Genomic DNA, 15,489 nt, shown 5'->3' on the forward strand with positions numbered 1-15,489 from the left:
ACAGTTATAGAGTTGCAAAGTATTCTGAGAACCAAGGCTTTTTATAAGCAAAGCCAATACAATTCCACAACCTTACAACTCTACAACTAACTAGTTTTAGTTGCCACGCATAGCGGTCAGCATGCTGCCATATACGTTATTCAGCGAGGCCAGATTGCCAGTAAGTTTGGCGAGTTCATTTTTGAATTGCTGTGTATCCCGGCTGGCATCACTCATGTTTTCCATAGCTGCCGTCAGACTACCGTAGAAAGCATTCATAGCTTTCAGGTGTTTGCTGGTATCCTGAAGTTCCAGTTCGTAAACAGCATTAAGTGCGCCCATATTTTTAGTTACCTTCTGAAACTGATCGCGATAATCCTTCGCATCGGTGGTAGCATCGGCCATCGAATTCATTGCTGTGATCGCTGTGCCATAGGATTTGTTCATCTCGCTGATTGAACTCGAAGCCGACTTCACATTACGAGCGTAATCGTTGGTTGCTACTGTTGCGTCGGTCAGATCAGACAGCTTTGATACAGTATCATTCAGGTTACGGAAACCAGAACCCAGTTTCTCGAATACATCGGGCGTTACTTTTGCCTGGGCCAGCATTTGGTCCATATTAGCCGTCAACCCATTGGCCTGTGGCGTTGGCTTACGGGCTTCCCCTTTAAAGTCATCAGCTAGCTCAGGGTACACGCGTTCCCACGCATAATCACTTGACGCCGTTGTTGGGTTGGTAAAGCTCTGAACTGCGTAAAGAACAAAGATGACAACTTCGGTAAGAAGACCAGCTGTTAATAACCAGCCAAACTGTTCGTTGTGGGTAATTTTAGCCCATGCCCCGGCAATAACGACGGCGGCACCGGCACTATAAATGGTTGGTACTAAACGATCCCAAAAGAAATTTACTGACTTTGCTGCTGCCATGATAAGCGATTGTTGGTTGGACTAGGAAATTGACTTTGTTATGAGTTATACTTTTTTTGCGGCCGATTTTTTGCTGCTCTTGCTTTTGCTACTCCCCCCAACCCTACTACCACGAGCTGATGCTGTCCGTCCTTCCAGGTTGTCCATGATACAACGGAATCCAATGTAAGAACGCTTTTGATCTTCGTATTCGTAATACCGTGTACCCGTTTCCAGATAATAGGCGATGTCTTTCCAGGAACCACCCCGAACAACTTTACGAGGCTCATCGGCATTCTGGTTATCGGGGTTCATATCCCAAACAATAGCATTCGTATTTTCGGCGTAGGCATCCCGGCACCATTCGGCTACGTTACCAGCCATATTGTATAGGCCGTAATCGTTCGGGCTGTAGGCGGTTGCTGGAGCCGTATATGGATAGCCATCTGCATCAAAATTACCACGCTGGGGTTTAAAGTTTGCCAGATAGCAGCCTTTTCCGTTGGCTACATATGGGTTCCCCCAAGGATATTTAGCTCCATTTTTACCACCCCGAGCAGCCCATTCCCACTCAGCTTCTGACGGAAGACGGAAACCAAATGATTTGTACCCACCTTCTTTCGTGCGGAAATCATCCAGCGTATTCGTACGCCATTTACAGAAGTGGTTAGCCGCAATCCAGCTTACACCTACTACCGGATATGTATCGAATGCTGGGTGAGCATAGTAGTGCTCCAGCATGGGGTCACCATTGTGATAGGTGAAGTCATTTTTCCAGACAGTCGTATCTGGATAAAACTTCGACATGATTTCTTCTTCGCCCAGCGTCGAAACCGAATCAGCCAACAATGCATTAATGTACTGGCGGTATTCGTGGTTCGAAATTTCAGCATCGTCCATATAGAACGAACTGATTGTTACCTGACGGTTCATGTTGATCTGGGTAGCCGCCACATCTTCATCGGCCTGCCCCATGATAAACGAACCAGAAGGAATGAGCACCATACCATAGGGGGTTGGCTGCTTCCAGCCTTTACGACCTGTGGCCGTAATTTCCCCGTTGGTAACGCCAACTTCTCCTCCTTTGCCACCTTTGCTAAATTTTGATTTCAGGAAGCCACAACCTTGCATTAGCAGTACGACTGCTGCGACCATCACCATCCGGGTTGCGTTGACTGTATTATACTTCATCATCGTAGAACTTTGCTTCTTCTTGTGCGAGACCAGACTAAAAACGAAAATCTGTTTGGTTATTGTATGTAAAACCAGGACCTGAATAATTTTCTAACTCTATCCCGACTCAATGGGTCTTGTGATTTAGTCGAATTAGTACTGTATGAATCAGTCCATTCCCTCAAAAATAAGTGGCTATTTGCAAACTGCCTAACAAGAATACTGCCAAAATAGTCTGCAAACCTAAATTTTAGCCATTTTCTGTCTCTTTAATAGCGGAAACGAGGAGTTCTGATAATTGGCTTTTTCCTCGTATCGATAGTGGGTAAAGCGTACCCTAGAATAATTTCAACAGAGCTTCCACTTTTTATTTGTGTTCCACTTGTCACAATATCGAATGCTGCACCGACCCGTAATGCATTGTTTCGCATTAAATTAATACCTGCTGTTGCCATAATGGCATCTTTAACCCGATAGCCTACACCTGCCCAAATGCGGTTATCATAGGTTCCAAGTATGTTGACTGTAGCCACCGATCCAGGTAATCCTTCTCTGGTACTATATTGTAGCAACACAGATGGTTGTATATCGATATTATAACCAAAACCTAGTCGATATCCAGCGGATAGATACGCTTTGCTGTCGGATGGGTCGGTTTCATAACCGCTTGTGTAGCTGTATGTAGCTCGATTCAAATGAGTCATACTTACCCCTACCCAATAGTCGGTTGTATTATAATATAATCCAGCACTCACATCAGGCTTAAACAGGTTAATCCGCCCGCCTGGAAGCAAAGGATCACCGGGGTCAGTTGGCCGGAACTGGTTAAAGTCATACCCTCGGTTAAACATTCCCGCCTGAACACCCAGCGCCAGTGTTCCATTTTTCAACGCTAGCCTGTACGCATAGGAAAGCTGTATTGCCTGGTTGATCGATGGGCCGTATTTATCATTCATTGCATAAATCCCAATACCGCTTTTTATCTTATCCAAAGGCATTGTAAATGATAGCAACTGTGTACTCTGCGCAGCACTACCATCTCCATTCCCTATCGTTTGATATCCCAGATACTGGGTCCGATGGGTAAGTTGAACTCTGGTTACCCCTTCCGACCCAGCGGCTGCCGGGTTATAATAAAGGGGGTTGTACATATACATGCTGAACTGAGGATCCTGCTGTGCCAGAACGGTTGATACAGTCATCGTCAGCGATAAAAAGGCAAAAACGTAAAATGTGCGAATCATACGGCCTATGCAAAATTCAGAACTGCCATTGAGCGCTCTGGGAAATAAATCACAGTTTACAAGTAAACGTGCGTAAGCGCAAATTATTGGCCCATAAAAAAAGCCTAAATGCCGGAAATTAGGGGATTAACCTGATTCCGGCATTTCGTTTCGTATAACCGCTAACGGTTCTCAATTGTTAGCCTTTTTTAGATATAGGTCTAGTGCTCCTGTCATCGACGGTGCATTAGGCAATGGCGCTTCAATATCAAGCGTCAATCCAGCATCTGTAATCGCTTTAGCGGTAGTCGGTCCAAAGGCAGCCATACGAATACCATTCTGGTCAAAATCGGGGAAGTTACTAAATAACGAACTTACGCCCGATGGACTAAAAAAGGCAATAATGTCGTAACTCTTGATATCCAGATCCGACAGCTCGGTAGGGACCGTCTCATACATCACCGCTTCAGTGAAGTGCAGGCTACTAGTATCCATAAACTCTGGAATATCGTTTCGACGGATGTTGGAGCACGGAAACAGAAACTTCTCGTTCTTGTGCTTTTTAATCAGATCGAATAACTCAGTAGCCGTTTTAGTCCCATTAAATATTTTTCGCTTTCGAATAACAATGTATTTCTGGAGATAATTGGCCGTTTGCTCCGAAATACAGAAGTATTTCATGTCGGCCGGAACCTCGACTCGTCCTTCCTGGCAAATCCGGAAAAAGTGGTCGATGGCATTACGGCTGGTAAAAATAATGGCCGTGTGTGCCAGGATGTTAATTTTCTGACGCCGGAAATCCTTGTGCGACACACCCTGAATCTGAATAAACGGGCGGAAGTCGATTTGGATGTTGTACTTGCTGGCTAAATCGAAATAAGGAGATTTCTCGTCGGCGGGTCGGGATTGGGTCACTAACATCCGGTTTACTTTCGTAAGCCGGGCTTCGGCAGATTGCATGCTCGTCTCGTTCATCGAATCTCTACGCGGGTAATAGTCGGTTGGCAGTCAACAGCTTCTCTGAATAGCGCAAACATGTTCGCTAACTATCCGTTGCACTGCAGGCTGAACATTCACTCATCAGATCGCAAAACGTAAACCAATGATGAGTGGGATCAATTCAACGATACAAAGGTACGAAAATAAATAAAGATTCTTGATAGGGTCCAGACTACGGATCACAAAGTAGAGTAAAGCAAGCCGAGCGGCATAAAACACGATCAATGGTATTAGGAGCGCGTTTTGTGGCCAGTTTACCGTCGAAATATTGTAGGAAATAACGGTCAGCAACACAGCCAGAAATGTAAAAAATAATAGGGAAGATTGTAAAATTTTAAAGTAATGAACATTCACAACCTCCTCAAGTCGATACAATCCCCCCATAATCTCCAGGGCGATATACTTACCAATCAGGCTCATAAATGCAACACCACTCAGTAGAAAAAACTCGCCAATGAGCCAGCCAAAATGCTGCTCACTTAACAACAATTCGCGGGAAGCAAATACGTCGATGTTGCGGCTCTGGGCAAACACAATCAGATAGGCAATCACAAAACTCAGATTTAACACAAACAACATATTGGTGCTACTGAGTGGTCGGTTAATGAGAAACGATTCTTCCTGAGCCCGCAATGAAACCAGATCACGAAGACTGTAAAACCGTAAAAAAGCCCGATGATAAAAACTAAATAAAAAGGCATGGGTAGCCAGCAGAAATAATAAACCCATGCCCAGAAAATTATCGTAGATAGTACGAATACGTGGCCGAACGCTTAAATTATCGTCACGCAGGACCACCGGCTTCTGCGTAGCCGATTTAGGGTAGCCAATAAATAATTGCTTATCCTGAAGACCAGGAGCGCCATAAATAGTCAGAAATAGTTCGGGCTGGCGATACACTCGATACAAACTATCAATGCTCAACACCTGCCACTGCCCTGGGCGGAGCCTACGTTTAAGCGCTGCATTGATAAAAAGATAGCCATCTTCCTGAGTCGACACAAGAAGGTTATACTGCCGATTGCTTTCCAAATCAACGTATACACTCAGCGCTGTCTGGCCCGCATGGAGTTCAACAATATAAGGGACATATGCTTTCGCCCGCTCATCATACACCTGAAAGTCATCGTGAAAATCGTGAACGGGATAATATTTCCCACCAGGACCAATGCCTGTATTTCGCGACTGGCCAAATGTAAAAAGCGAAAGAGTGAAAGAGTGACAAAGTATTGCTATACAGATGACCAGTATATGCGTCCTTCGTCCTTTTAATCGTTCACTCTTTCGCTCTTTCATTCCGATTCGGCGTTCCGATTCGCTCTTTTATTTGCCTAATGCCTTAAGCATTGTGTCGCCAATAAGGGCAGGAGATTCAACTACATGGATACCACACTCACGCATAATAGCCATTTTAGCGGCTGCTGTATCATCGGCACCACCGACAATTGCTCCAGCGTGGCCCATCCGACGACCTTTAGGTGCAGTCTGTCCAGCAATGAAGCCTACTACGGGTTTACGATTCCCATCCGCTTTAATCCAACGAGCAGCTTCAGCTTCCATGCCACCCCCAATTTCACCAATCATTACGATAGCTTCAGTTTCAGGGTCATTCATCAGCAGTTCAACCGCCTGTTTAGTAGTTGTTCCAATAATTGGATCCCCACCGATACCAATCGCCGTAGACTGTCCTAAACCCGCTTTGGTCAACTGGTCGACAGCTTCATACGTCAGCGTACCCGATTTAGATACGATTCCGATCGTGCCTTTTTTGAAAATAAACCCAGGCATGATACCGACTTTGCATTCCTCGGCTGTCATAACACCCGGACAGTTTGGCCCAATGAGCCGAACATCCTTATCGGCCAGGTAGTTTTTAACAGCGACCATATCTTCTGTCGGTATGCCCTCCGTAATACAGATAATGACTTTGATGCCAGCCTCAGCAGCTTCCATGATGGCATCGGCGGCAAAAGCTGGGGGCACAAAAATGATCGAAACATTAGCCCCAGCCTTATCAACAGCCTCCTGAACAGTATTGAACACGGGCCGGTCGAGGTGCGTTTGCCCACCCTTACCAGGCGTTACGCCACCAACTACATTGGTACCATATTCGATCATCTGCTGGGCATGAAAACTGCCTTCCGAGCCAGTAAAGCCCTGGACGATTACTTTAGATTCTTTGTTGACTAAAACAGACATGATAGGTTTTAGAAATCGTTGGCGATACGGTTAACTAGAGGAAAGAAGCAAAACCATACAAAGAAGGGCGAATGCCGTTCAGATACTTTTTCTCTGTATGACTTCTTATCTCGCATCTCGTAAAAAGTTGGGCAAAAGTAGCCGAAACTTCGTAAATTACGTGATGATTTTTTCGCACATCCTTTCCGGCTCCATTTTAGTCGGGGCGGGCGTTGGGGTGTTCTGGCGCTTTTTCGGGCGTATTTCCCTTTACAATCGACTCCTATGGGGCTTTTTTTTGCTCACCACTTCGTTGGCAGCTCTTGTTGGCGTTATTCATTTTGCCGGGAATGAGTCGCTAGAGCCATTCCATCATTCGTTGATCATTTTATCTGATTCTCTGGGGGTTGCCTGCGTGGTAACAGCCGTTTACGCCTTACTTAATCAACGCACCTTATCCTGGTTAACGTTTGTCGCGACTATCGTTTTTGGCCTGTTTCTGTTTATTAATCTTTTATCACCAAACGCACAGGTTTTTACACCTATTATTCCTTCTCTTGGCATTTTGGTGCTGATGCTACTGGCCGTGTTTTCATTACTCCAACGCAATAAACGTGGTCTGTGGGTCGTACTGGCGGCTATGGCTATGGGGCTGGCCACAAAAGCCGACGCTTTCAGCAGCTTAATTCATCCCACCGATTTTTATCATTATGTCACAGCGCTGGCCTTATGGTTCTTCGGTAAAGCTTCCGAACAAAAGTATACAACTCGGTAATTGATTACGTAATACATTAACGCGATTTCTAGTATTTACATCCTGATTTACAGAACCTTGATAAGATCAAGAACTAAATTCCGATAGCCTAACGAGGCTAATTATTATTTCTCTCTGCCACGATAATTTACTCGTAAAAGGCGCTTGGTTAAAAATTTTCGTACGGGTTCGTCATACAGCTTTAAGCAAACATACGCCAATACTACAGAACCAATAATAAGCGCTATAGCGCCAGGTAATGATTGCTCGAAGGTGAGGTTTTTGTTTTTTACCCAGGCATAATACAAATAGATGAAAGGGTAATGAACCATGTACAGTGGGTACGAAATTTCGCCCAAAAAGAGGCAGAGACGGGTGGCTACAGTGTCCATTGTCTTTCCTGAAGCGCCCAGATAAACCAGCATAGGAAAGACAAAAACAACACAGACGGTATCATATACACCATTCAGCCATAGATTGTCGTTGCCACCGACTCGGGGTATGGCAGCTACACTAACAATAACCAGGCTACCTATCCAAAAAGCTCCTTTTACATGTGTAGGCTTGAACATCCGGGCCAGGAGAAGCCCGGCCGGAAATGAAAATAAAAGCCGTAGCGAGCCGCCAATTATATTTTCTTCGGTGAGGGAAAACCCAACGCATATGTCGCCAAGTGGACCCAAAATAGCAAAGGCCGCCAACCCGCAACCGGCCAGAAAAACAACTACAGAAAGCGCCCTAGTCGAAAGCGTCCGGATATAGAATGCGTAGAGAATAGTAGCGAGATATTCAAAAAATAACGACCAGCTTGGCCCATTCAGAGGGTACATTTCACCAACACCACGGATTTCAGAGTTGGTGCTTGCCGGTATTAAAAGCATGTTGATAAGCATAGCTGCCAATAGTCGGAATACCGATACAGTAGACACATCCCAGGCAGCACACCCCTGAAAATAGAACATCCCTGCTCCAATAAGAGCCCCGATCAAAACCATAGGATGCAAACGAATCAATCGACGTTTAATAAAATCGCTTATCGTCATCCTACCCCATCGATCATCGTAGGCATACCCGACAACGAAGCCCGACAGGATAAAGAAGAAATCGACAGCCAGATAGCCGTGGTTGATTCGCTGGTCTACATGACTGGTAGCAAAGGCTTCGAAAACGTGAAAACACACAACGGTCAATGCTGCTACCCCCCGAAATCCGTCAAGTATGTTATAATGAGGTTTTGTGTCGGCAAAGGCTATAGCAAGCGTTCCATCATTTTGCATTGGCTATGAGTCGGTCAGAACGTAATTGAAAAGACTGAATATTGTGCAAAGTAAGCGGCCGGTACCTGCGTATAAGTCTGTCTAGCCTCAGATTATACCGGAGTGAAGCATCCTGACCGTCGGCCCTGATTGACTATAGCCTTCTACAAGGCGCGAGAATCTTCCTGAGGCTGCTTAAGCTTACCCAAGACGTCAGATTAACCCCTGAAATACAGCCGATTGAATAAATATTAATAATTAGAGGGAGTAAACGAGTCGGGGCCTTGCCGGAATCGAATTTGGGGGATTGTTACCGTTTCATACCAGTAGGCTCGTAGTTGCTCAACATACGTCTTCCAGGCAGCATACGTAAACGGCTTGTTGGTAAATGCATTGGCTCCCCGCAGATACGACTCCCTCGCCTTACTTTCTTCCAGACTTGCCGAAAGTACAATGACTGGCACCAGTTGTCCATAGGATTGGTCGCGTAGTAGGGATAAAAAATCAAAGCCTGTCGAATCTGTTTTGAGGTCAATATCCAGCAACACCAGTCGAAACACGTCCTTATCTACATTAGCAAGAAAAGCCGCAGCCTCCGTAAAATCACGGGCATGGGCTATAGTAGCCTCAGGAAAAACACGCTCAGCAACACGCTTTAAAATGTCAGCAATTGCAGCGTCGTCATCAACTAAAAGAATCGGGAATGAAGCGAACATACACAGGCTTATAAAAGCAAAAATAGTAAATAAAATAGTTATACCAGAGTGTCTAATTACGACTACTCTGTATAGCCTATCGATTGCAGCTTTTGTACACCTATCTTTTCAACCTGTTTTTTCTATAATTTTAACCAATACGCGAATTGAATAAACTGGCGTTCACTAGCTTATAGCTTAACTCCCCAAACGGTTACCATTGGGTGCTCATACGGAATACATTACGCCATTCCCCTGGCCACTTATCTGGCTCTCGTTAGCTACGCTACTTCGGATACGTTTGTAGAATTCGGCTCTGCTTGACTGACTTACCTAAAGGCTAAGGCAACAGAGGCAATAAGACTGTAAAGTACTCCTCTTCCTCGCGAATTTCAATTTCGGTCTGCGTCAGCATTCGGTATTTGGCTGAGATGTTGGCTAATCCAACGCCATTGCTGGCATTCCGTGCGTTTTTACGTTGAAGGTTATTACGCACCCGCAGATGGCCGTTTAGGGTAGTATCGATTTCGATCAATAAAGGGCGGCTGGCAAGCACCACGTTGTGTTTTACAGCATTTTCGACCAGCAGTTGAAGCGTCAGAGGAGGGATGGAATGGTCTAAATAATTATGCGGCACCTGTGTTCGAATCGAAAGGCCGTCTCCATGTCGTGTTTGCAGCAGATGCGCATACGACTCGATAAAGGTTAGTTCGGTACTCAATAAAACCAGTTCGCGCTCATTGGCCTGGAGCAGATACCGATACATACTGGACAGTTCATCGACAAACTGGCTCGCCTGTACCGGCGATTCTTCGATCAGGGCCGACAGGGCATTTAGGGAATTAAATAAAAAATGGGGATTGACCTGGCTTTTCAGGGAATTGAACCGGGTTTGCCACTGAATCTTTATTAGTTCCTCTTTTTCCCGATGGATGTGTCGCCATTGATCCAGAATATACCAGCCTTCATAAATGCTAAAATAAACCCCATGATAGAACAGCTGAATGCCGAACGAATTAAGGTAATCGACTGTACCCAGCCACCAGGCTGGTCGCGAACCCAGCAGTATGTGTAAACCGTACCGTGAAAAAACCGCTGTATTTACAATCACAGGCGTCAATAACAGCCACATAAACAGCCGTTTCCGGGTGCGTTCCAGTCCCGGTAGCCGCTCCTGTATTTCACCAATGACCCATCGGTTCAACTGCCAGAAAACCCAGCCAGCGAATAGCCCAACCAATGTAGACTGGACGAGCGCTCTGGTTTCTGACGTTAACCAGAATGAAGATCGGAAAAACAGATTTCCGAATATAAATAGACCAATCGGACCAAACCAGCGTAGACGGGTATCCTTAACAGAGGTCATGATCCCAATCCCTCCCAGACAGGCTTCTCTGCTCGAAACAAATGGATATTACGAATCCCCTCCTCCGGTAACACTAGTTTCGATCCCCCTTTTGCTGCGTCGAGGATGAATTGGATACGGAATAATGCCATTACCAAAAAGGCAGAGATTAGTAGCGGAGGGACCATAATCGTGAAATGCACGGTAAACTAATCAGTAATTATCTCTTGGCCAAGGCTATACACTAATAAAGCCCCATTTGCTTATTAAGCGTACTGAATTGATTTAACAGACTGATACCAGTAGAAATCGTACAATATACAAACAAAACAACATACTAAAATACAATAAATATTACTTCTCTATTACAGGTTACTTAAAGGACGGTTTACGAACTTTCATAGCCTGTCATGCGCTGCTGCAACTCTTTTCTGAATCGACATACTAAGCTGGCTGACGCTGGCCGATAGTACTCTGGGTACTTATTTCCTGACCAGACTGTACACCTACGATTTCTGTGTTTTTCCTGCCCATACTATTTGTAAGGGGCTTCGGTATACTACTTATCTGTTTATCATCTCAGGCAGGTCGTCGATCAGGGCCTGCCCAAACTTAAACACTCCCTACATAAGTTTGATCTCGGATTCTTTAAACTGACGAATCAACTGCTGCAACAGCTTACTTTTCACATCGGCTTCACTATAAATGCTTTTGATCCAGACCCGAATAGTCAATTCAACGCTATCGCCACCAACGCCCGTAACCAGAACCTCAGGTGGGCGATTTTGAATCGTTCCGTCCTGCTGCGACACGGCTTTCGTAACAATGTCGTTAACAGCTTTCAGATCGGTTTCCAGATTTACCTTTAGCATAAATTCCGTTTTCAGATAGGTATCGCTGGAAGTCCAGTTAACGAGCCGATTCGATAGTAGATCACCGTTAGGAATCACAACCTCGGAGCCCTGCACAGTTATCATTTTACTTGATCGGATACCAATGTCGCGGATACGCCCTTTTTTGTCAGCGATTTCGATATAATCACCAATCTGAAAAGGCTTTTCGAAGATCAGAATAATACCCGAAACAAAATTACTGACGATATTCTGCATACCCAGCCCAATCCCGACGCTCAGCGCGCCGAGTACTACTGTTAACTTATCGACCGAAAGGCCAGACGCGGCAAAGGCCAGTAATACCCCGGCAATTACAACGACCAGACGAGTCAAGGCTAGCACTGAACTAACCTGGTCGACCTGCCCGTCGGAACTAGGAAGCTTACTTTCGCCAAAGAAAAGACCGATGTTTCGTTGCAACAGACTCGACAGATAGATAATAAGCGCAAATGAAAGCACGCTGCTGAGCGTGAATGTAATGCTCCCAAACGTGCGGGGGCGGGTCAGTATGTGACTGAAGAAGTTGTAGATACTATCAGCAACACCCAGGTTGATAAAAAATACAAGCAGCCAAACCCCAATGGCTAGCACCACCAATCCTTTTTTGAATGAACGCTGGGTATGGTTAACATTGACCCGTGAAAAAACTCCCCCCGAACAGGCGCTCAGTTTAATCTGAAGCTCAAGCGCTTCAAGGACTACCTCAATAAAAACGCCAAGGCCTGTAATCTGAACCAACCCAATAACACCCGTAATACTGAATAACTTAGCCAAACTGATTCGCCCCAAAATATTCAGTAAAACAGCCAGCCCCTGCAATACCAGGTATAGTTTAACGACTGGCCGGATCATGCGTTCACTCAGATAGCGCCGGTGTAATCGTCTGGAGAACACAATACCGATATAAAAAAAAGCCGCATTCAATACTATGAGCCAAAGACGCATGAACAGGGTGTCGCTGATCAGGGTATTCGTAATCAGCAGCAACACATACAGCCCAGCATTCAGCAGCCACATGCTGAGATCATGCTTCGAAAAGCGTTTCCAGAGATGAATGGTCAGAACAACCAGCAACAAAAACTGGGTAATTTCAATATAAATAGCAGGCGACTCAGGCTCAAACAGTGGGGTTAAATTGAGCAAAACAATCAGTGAGGCTACGATAGGCACCGGCATCAGGTTATCGAACTGGATCGGCCCGATCTTCGGCTCCATCAACGCCGTATTGGCTTTTTTGTAGTTGGTAAAAACCCAGGCAAAAAACAACCCGGTGAGCAACAGCAGCAAAAACCGATTATCCCAGGTTGAGGCAAAAAAGTACTTCAGAATTTTATCCTGCCCCTGATAGCTCGATTTCAAAATCGACTGTACATTGCCAATGGTGAAGGTAGCCGGGGCATCCCACAGATAAGGTGACTCCTTCAGCAACGCATTTTCATTCGACTTCTGCCAACGATCGCTGATAGAACCCTGCAAGTTACTGGCATTCAGGTAAGTTCCCGACACGTCAGCCAGCAACCGACTTACCGTATCCAGCCGGGCGGTTGTACGCGTACCAGCCTCCTGAAGCTGTAATCGAATATCGGTTAACTGCCCTACATACAGTTTCTTTTCGGTCGAATCATGGGCTGCTACAATCAGCAGCGAATCACCGCTCAGGCCAAGAACTTGGTCGAGCTGGCTTTGTAAATCATTATTCGATTTAGCCAGTGCAGTTCGCCAGCCCCTAAGCCGCTCCAGTGCATCGTTCAGAATCAGGCTATAATTGGCAAGACTCTTAGCGTCAACGATTTTTCTGTGGTTTCGTAAATCAGCGGAAATAGGTGCAATGTTCGCTTTCACATCGGCCAACCCTGCCCGTATACGGGCAATTCCATATCCTTTTTTATTCGTAGATCGTATCTCTGTGATAATCGACTGCGCCCGCTGAATCTTAAATAATAAGGTGTCTGGAATGGTTTGAACTGGCGTTGTTTCCTGCGTCTGAGTTGTATCCTGCGCTGACAAGATGGACCCACTGATTGTTATACACAGGCTTACCAGTATTAGCCTGCTCATACCCTTTATGGATTTCTTCATAGATTACAAATCATCGTCGAGTACCGCTTTTTGACACCTGGTTTCGACGATCATAGGCTTCCTTCAACCAGATGCTATTGTCTTTATTAACGCAATTATCCGGTTCCTGTTCGATTAGGGCAGCCATACCGCTTTCTATATACGCTTCGCTGACGCCAAACCAGTTTTGACGTAGAGCTAAACAACTCAGCAGAAATAATCGGGTCGTTTACACAATTTACTAGCAACAAAGCCCCGTTTTTTGTAATTTATCAGCACTGTAATCCTCAATTCAGCAATTGTATGGAACAACACGATACACCCAAACCCAACTCACTGGCCTTGGTCAGGACGGATGGATTTGGAAAACCCATTCATGCACTCAGCACACAACATCTGGAATTTGTCGGTAAATCTGTCAACGAGTTAGAGGCTATGCTTCAGGAAGCTATCAGCCTGGAATTGTATGAAAAGTGTGCGCTCATCCGGGATGAACTACATAAACGGCGCAAAATCCGTCTATTAACGAAACCACCTTATTAAAGGTCATAGAAGGGGCACAGAATAGAACCCATTGGTTTATGTACCATGGTTTGAATAGCACACCGCAGCTATGCTCATAGCGTTGGCTCCCACCCTTTTTGATAGTCGCGTTGCCAATAGCGCATGGCTTTAGGATTACCGATAATGTGCCCAGTAGCCGAATCGATCTGGAGCGCATCACCCGATCGATAAGCAATATTCCCCAACTGACAGAGTAAGGTACTCTTATGCCCGCTGACAATATCGGACGCTAACCGAGTTCCTTTTTTTATACCATCGAAGAAATTCTGGATATGAAAGGCATCCAGTTTCTGGGATGGATTCATTCGATCGCGAGGATCAATAGGTAAGTCATTTTTTATTTCTCTGACCAGCTTGTTTTCCAGGTCATAAATTTTGTACGAATTACCACTTTCAATAAGCAGAGATCCCGTTTCACCGTAGAAAATCACCCCGACGCTAGTGCCTTCAACGGTTCGGCCATTGCAGCTTCTACCCTCCCAGGTCATGGCTGTACCATTAGGAAACTCCAGCGTAACCACCTGTGTATCGGGCGTTTCCCAATCATCTTTGTACCGATAGCGCCCTCCCGACGAAACTACGCGTGTAGGATAGTCGACGCCTAGGCCCCAGCGCATCAGGTCGACCATGTGGGTGCCGTTGTTCAGGCATTCCCCCGTTCCCCAGTGCCAGCGCCAATGCCAGTTGTAGTGAATCAGGTTGTCTTTATAGGCCATGCGTGGAGCGGGTCCCTGCCACAAATCGTAATCGAGCCAGGACGGAACGGCTACCTCTTTACCAATACCCATAGATGGGCGGTTATTTGTATACCACCCTTTGGCAAAATAAGGTCGACCAATAGCTCCGTTTTTAACTTCAGCGATAGCCGCAGCCACATTAGGCCAGGTCCGACGCTGATTACCCATCTGGATTACATTCCTGTACTTTGCAGCAACCGCAACCAGCAGTTCCCCTTCGTGCGGGTTATGACTACAGGGCTTCTCCAGATATACATGCTTACCCGCCTTAGAAGCCAGGATGGCGGCTGGGGCATGCCAGTGGTCGGGCGCTGCAATCACCAGGGCGTCCATATCCTTATCGTCCAGCGTTTTCCGAAAATCGGGCTGGGCTTTCGGTTTCTTTTTCTGTATGCCGTCTACGGTTGCAATGCACTTATCTGCTGCTCGCGAGTCTACATCAGCAATGTACATTACCTCACAGTTCGGCTGAAGAGCGTAATTACTGGCCAGTGCCAGCCCACGGCTATTAACGCCCATGACCCCTACCTGTATGCGCTCATTAGCCCCTAAAATGCGAGCATAGCTCCGGGCACTAAATCCAGATAATACTCCTCCCACGGTCAGTGCTGTAGCGCCTGTGAGGGATTTCCGTATAAACTCTCTGCGTGAATCTGTTTTCATATCCGTCAACCCCGCTCCGAGCGAAGCCTTATTCATGATGACCGTAGATACCCATGGCAAGCT

Annotated in this window: 13 protein-coding genes; 2 read left to right on the top strand and 11 right to left on the bottom strand. The window is 45.9% G+C overall.

The window, feature by feature from the left end; translation table 11 throughout:
• Positions 1–96 precede the first annotated feature (96 nt).
• The 6 genes from gldL to sucD all read right to left on the bottom strand — a co-directional run bounded on the left by gldL (position 97) and on the right by sucD (position 6,482).
• Entirely contained in the window at positions 97–909 is an 813-nt protein-coding gene (gene gldL / locus BGO59_RS00565; RefSeq protein ID WP_293679070.1) for a gliding motility protein GldL, read from the bottom strand.
• A gap of 45 nt (positions 910–954) precedes the next feature.
• Complete coding sequence (locus tag BGO59_RS00570) at positions 955–2,082, bottom strand: SUMF1/EgtB/PvdO family nonheme iron enzyme (RefSeq protein WP_293679072.1); 1,128 nt, start codon at positions 2,080–2,082, stop codon at positions 955–957.
• A gap of 248 nt (positions 2,083–2,330) precedes the next feature.
• Positions 2,331–3,305, bottom strand: a complete 975-nt coding sequence (locus BGO59_RS00575; protein ID WP_293679074.1) for a type IX secretion system membrane protein PorP/SprF — start codon at positions 3,303–3,305, stop codon at positions 2,331–2,333.
• A 171-nt stretch (positions 3,306–3,476) separates the two neighbouring features.
• A complete protein-coding gene (locus BGO59_RS00580) occupies positions 3,477–4,259 on the bottom strand; it encodes a uroporphyrinogen-III synthase (RefSeq protein ID WP_293679076.1) in 783 nt (260 codons plus the stop codon).
• 105 nt (positions 4,260–4,364) lie between these two features.
• Positions 4,365–5,579: a DUF4271 domain-containing protein gene (locus BGO59_RS00585; RefSeq protein WP_293679078.1), complete on the bottom strand. Its 1,215-nt coding sequence runs from the start codon at positions 5,577–5,579 to the stop codon at positions 4,365–4,367.
• Positions 5,580–5,606: 27 nt separating this feature from the next.
• Entirely contained in the window at positions 5,607–6,482 is an 876-nt protein-coding gene (sucD, locus tag BGO59_RS00590; protein ID WP_020596822.1) for a succinate--CoA ligase subunit alpha, read from the bottom strand.
• Positions 6,483–6,579: 97 nt separating this feature from the next.
• Here sucD and BGO59_RS00595 point away from each other — a divergent pair, with 97 nt between their 5' ends.
• On the top strand, positions 6,580–7,236 hold the full coding sequence (locus BGO59_RS00595; protein WP_293679084.1) for a hypothetical protein: 657 nt from the start codon (positions 6,580–6,582) through the stop codon (positions 7,234–7,236).
• A gap of 104 nt (positions 7,237–7,340) precedes the next feature.
• On the opposite strand, the gene BGO59_RS00600 is transcribed toward BGO59_RS00595, so the two are convergent.
• The 4 genes from BGO59_RS00600 to BGO59_RS00615 all read right to left on the bottom strand — a co-directional run bounded on the left by BGO59_RS00600 (position 7,341) and on the right by BGO59_RS00615 (position 13,462).
• Positions 7,341–8,492, bottom strand: coding sequence for an acyltransferase (locus BGO59_RS00600; protein WP_293679086.1), 1,152 nt, complete (start codon positions 8,490–8,492; stop codon positions 7,341–7,343).
• Between the two features lie 230 nt (positions 8,493–8,722).
• A complete protein-coding gene (locus BGO59_RS00605) occupies positions 8,723–9,187 on the bottom strand; it encodes a response regulator (protein ID WP_293679088.1) in 465 nt (154 codons plus the stop codon).
• Between the two features lie 319 nt (positions 9,188–9,506).
• The gene (locus tag BGO59_RS00610) at positions 9,507–10,532 is read right to left on the bottom strand and encodes a sensor histidine kinase (RefSeq protein ID WP_293679090.1); all 1,026 of its coding nucleotides are present in this window, start codon (positions 10,530–10,532) and stop codon (positions 9,507–9,509) included.
• 602 nt (positions 10,533–11,134) lie between these two features.
• A complete protein-coding gene (locus BGO59_RS00615) occupies positions 11,135–13,462 on the bottom strand; it encodes a mechanosensitive ion channel domain-containing protein (protein ID WP_293679092.1) in 2,328 nt (775 codons plus the stop codon).
• A 303-nt stretch (positions 13,463–13,765) separates the two neighbouring features.
• Between BGO59_RS00615 and BGO59_RS00620 the strand changes: the two genes are divergently transcribed.
• Positions 13,766–14,005: a hypothetical protein gene (locus BGO59_RS00620; protein ID WP_293679094.1), complete on the top strand. Its 240-nt coding sequence runs from the start codon at positions 13,766–13,768 to the stop codon at positions 14,003–14,005.
• Positions 14,006–14,079: 74 nt separating this feature from the next.
• On the opposite strand, the gene BGO59_RS00625 is transcribed toward BGO59_RS00620, so the two are convergent.
• Positions 14,080–15,462: a Gfo/Idh/MocA family oxidoreductase gene (locus BGO59_RS00625; RefSeq protein WP_293679096.1), complete on the bottom strand. Its 1,383-nt coding sequence runs from the start codon at positions 15,460–15,462 to the stop codon at positions 14,080–14,082.
• Positions 15,463–15,489: the final 27 nt, after the last annotated feature.

Source organism: Spirosoma sp. 48-14, assembly GCF_001898575.1.
Lineage (GTDB): Bacteria > Bacteroidota > Bacteroidia > Cytophagales > Spirosomataceae > Spirosoma.

Bases quoted from the DNA above. Each gene is read 5' to 3' on its own strand.
- BGO59_RS00575 (WP_293679074.1), bottom strand. From the start codon at position 3,305: ATGATTCGCACATTTTACGTTTTTGCCTTTTTATCGCTGACGATGACT.
- BGO59_RS00605 (WP_293679088.1), bottom strand. From the start codon at position 9,187: ATGTTCGCTTCATTCCCGATTCTTTTAGTTGATGACGACGCTGCAATT.
- gldL (WP_293679070.1), bottom strand. From the start codon at position 909: ATGGCAGCAGCAAAGTCAGTAAATTTCTTTTGGGATCGTTTAGTACCA.
- BGO59_RS00620 (WP_293679094.1), top strand. From the start codon at position 13,766: ATGGAACAACACGATACACCCAAACCCAACTCACTGGCCTTGGTCAGG.
- BGO59_RS00625 (WP_293679096.1), bottom strand. From the start codon at position 15,462: ATGAATAAGGCTTCGCTCGGAGCGGGGTTGACGGATATGAAAACAGAT.
- BGO59_RS00585 (WP_293679078.1), bottom strand. From the start codon at position 5,579: ATGAAAGAGCGAAAGAGTGAACGATTAAAAGGACGAAGGACGCATATA.
- BGO59_RS00570 (WP_293679072.1), bottom strand. From the start codon at position 2,082: ATGATGAAGTATAATACAGTCAACGCAACCCGGATGGTGATGGTCGCA.
- BGO59_RS00615 (WP_293679092.1), bottom strand. From the start codon at position 13,462: ATGAGCAGGCTAATACTGGTAAGCCTGTGTATAACAATCAGTGGGTCC.
- BGO59_RS00610 (WP_293679090.1), bottom strand. From the start codon at position 10,532: ATGACCTCTGTTAAGGATACCCGTCTACGCTGGTTTGGTCCGATTGGT.
- BGO59_RS00595 (WP_293679084.1), top strand. From the start codon at position 6,580: ATGACTTCTTATCTCGCATCTCGTAAAAAGTTGGGCAAAAGTAGCCGA.
- BGO59_RS00580 (WP_293679076.1), bottom strand. From the start codon at position 4,259: ATGAACGAGACGAGCATGCAATCTGCCGAAGCCCGGCTTACGAAAGTA.
- BGO59_RS00600 (WP_293679086.1), bottom strand. From the start codon at position 8,492: ATGCAAAATGATGGAACGCTTGCTATAGCCTTTGCCGACACAAAACCT.
- sucD (WP_020596822.1), bottom strand. From the start codon at position 6,482: ATGTCTGTTTTAGTCAACAAAGAATCTAAAGTAATCGTCCAGGGCTTT.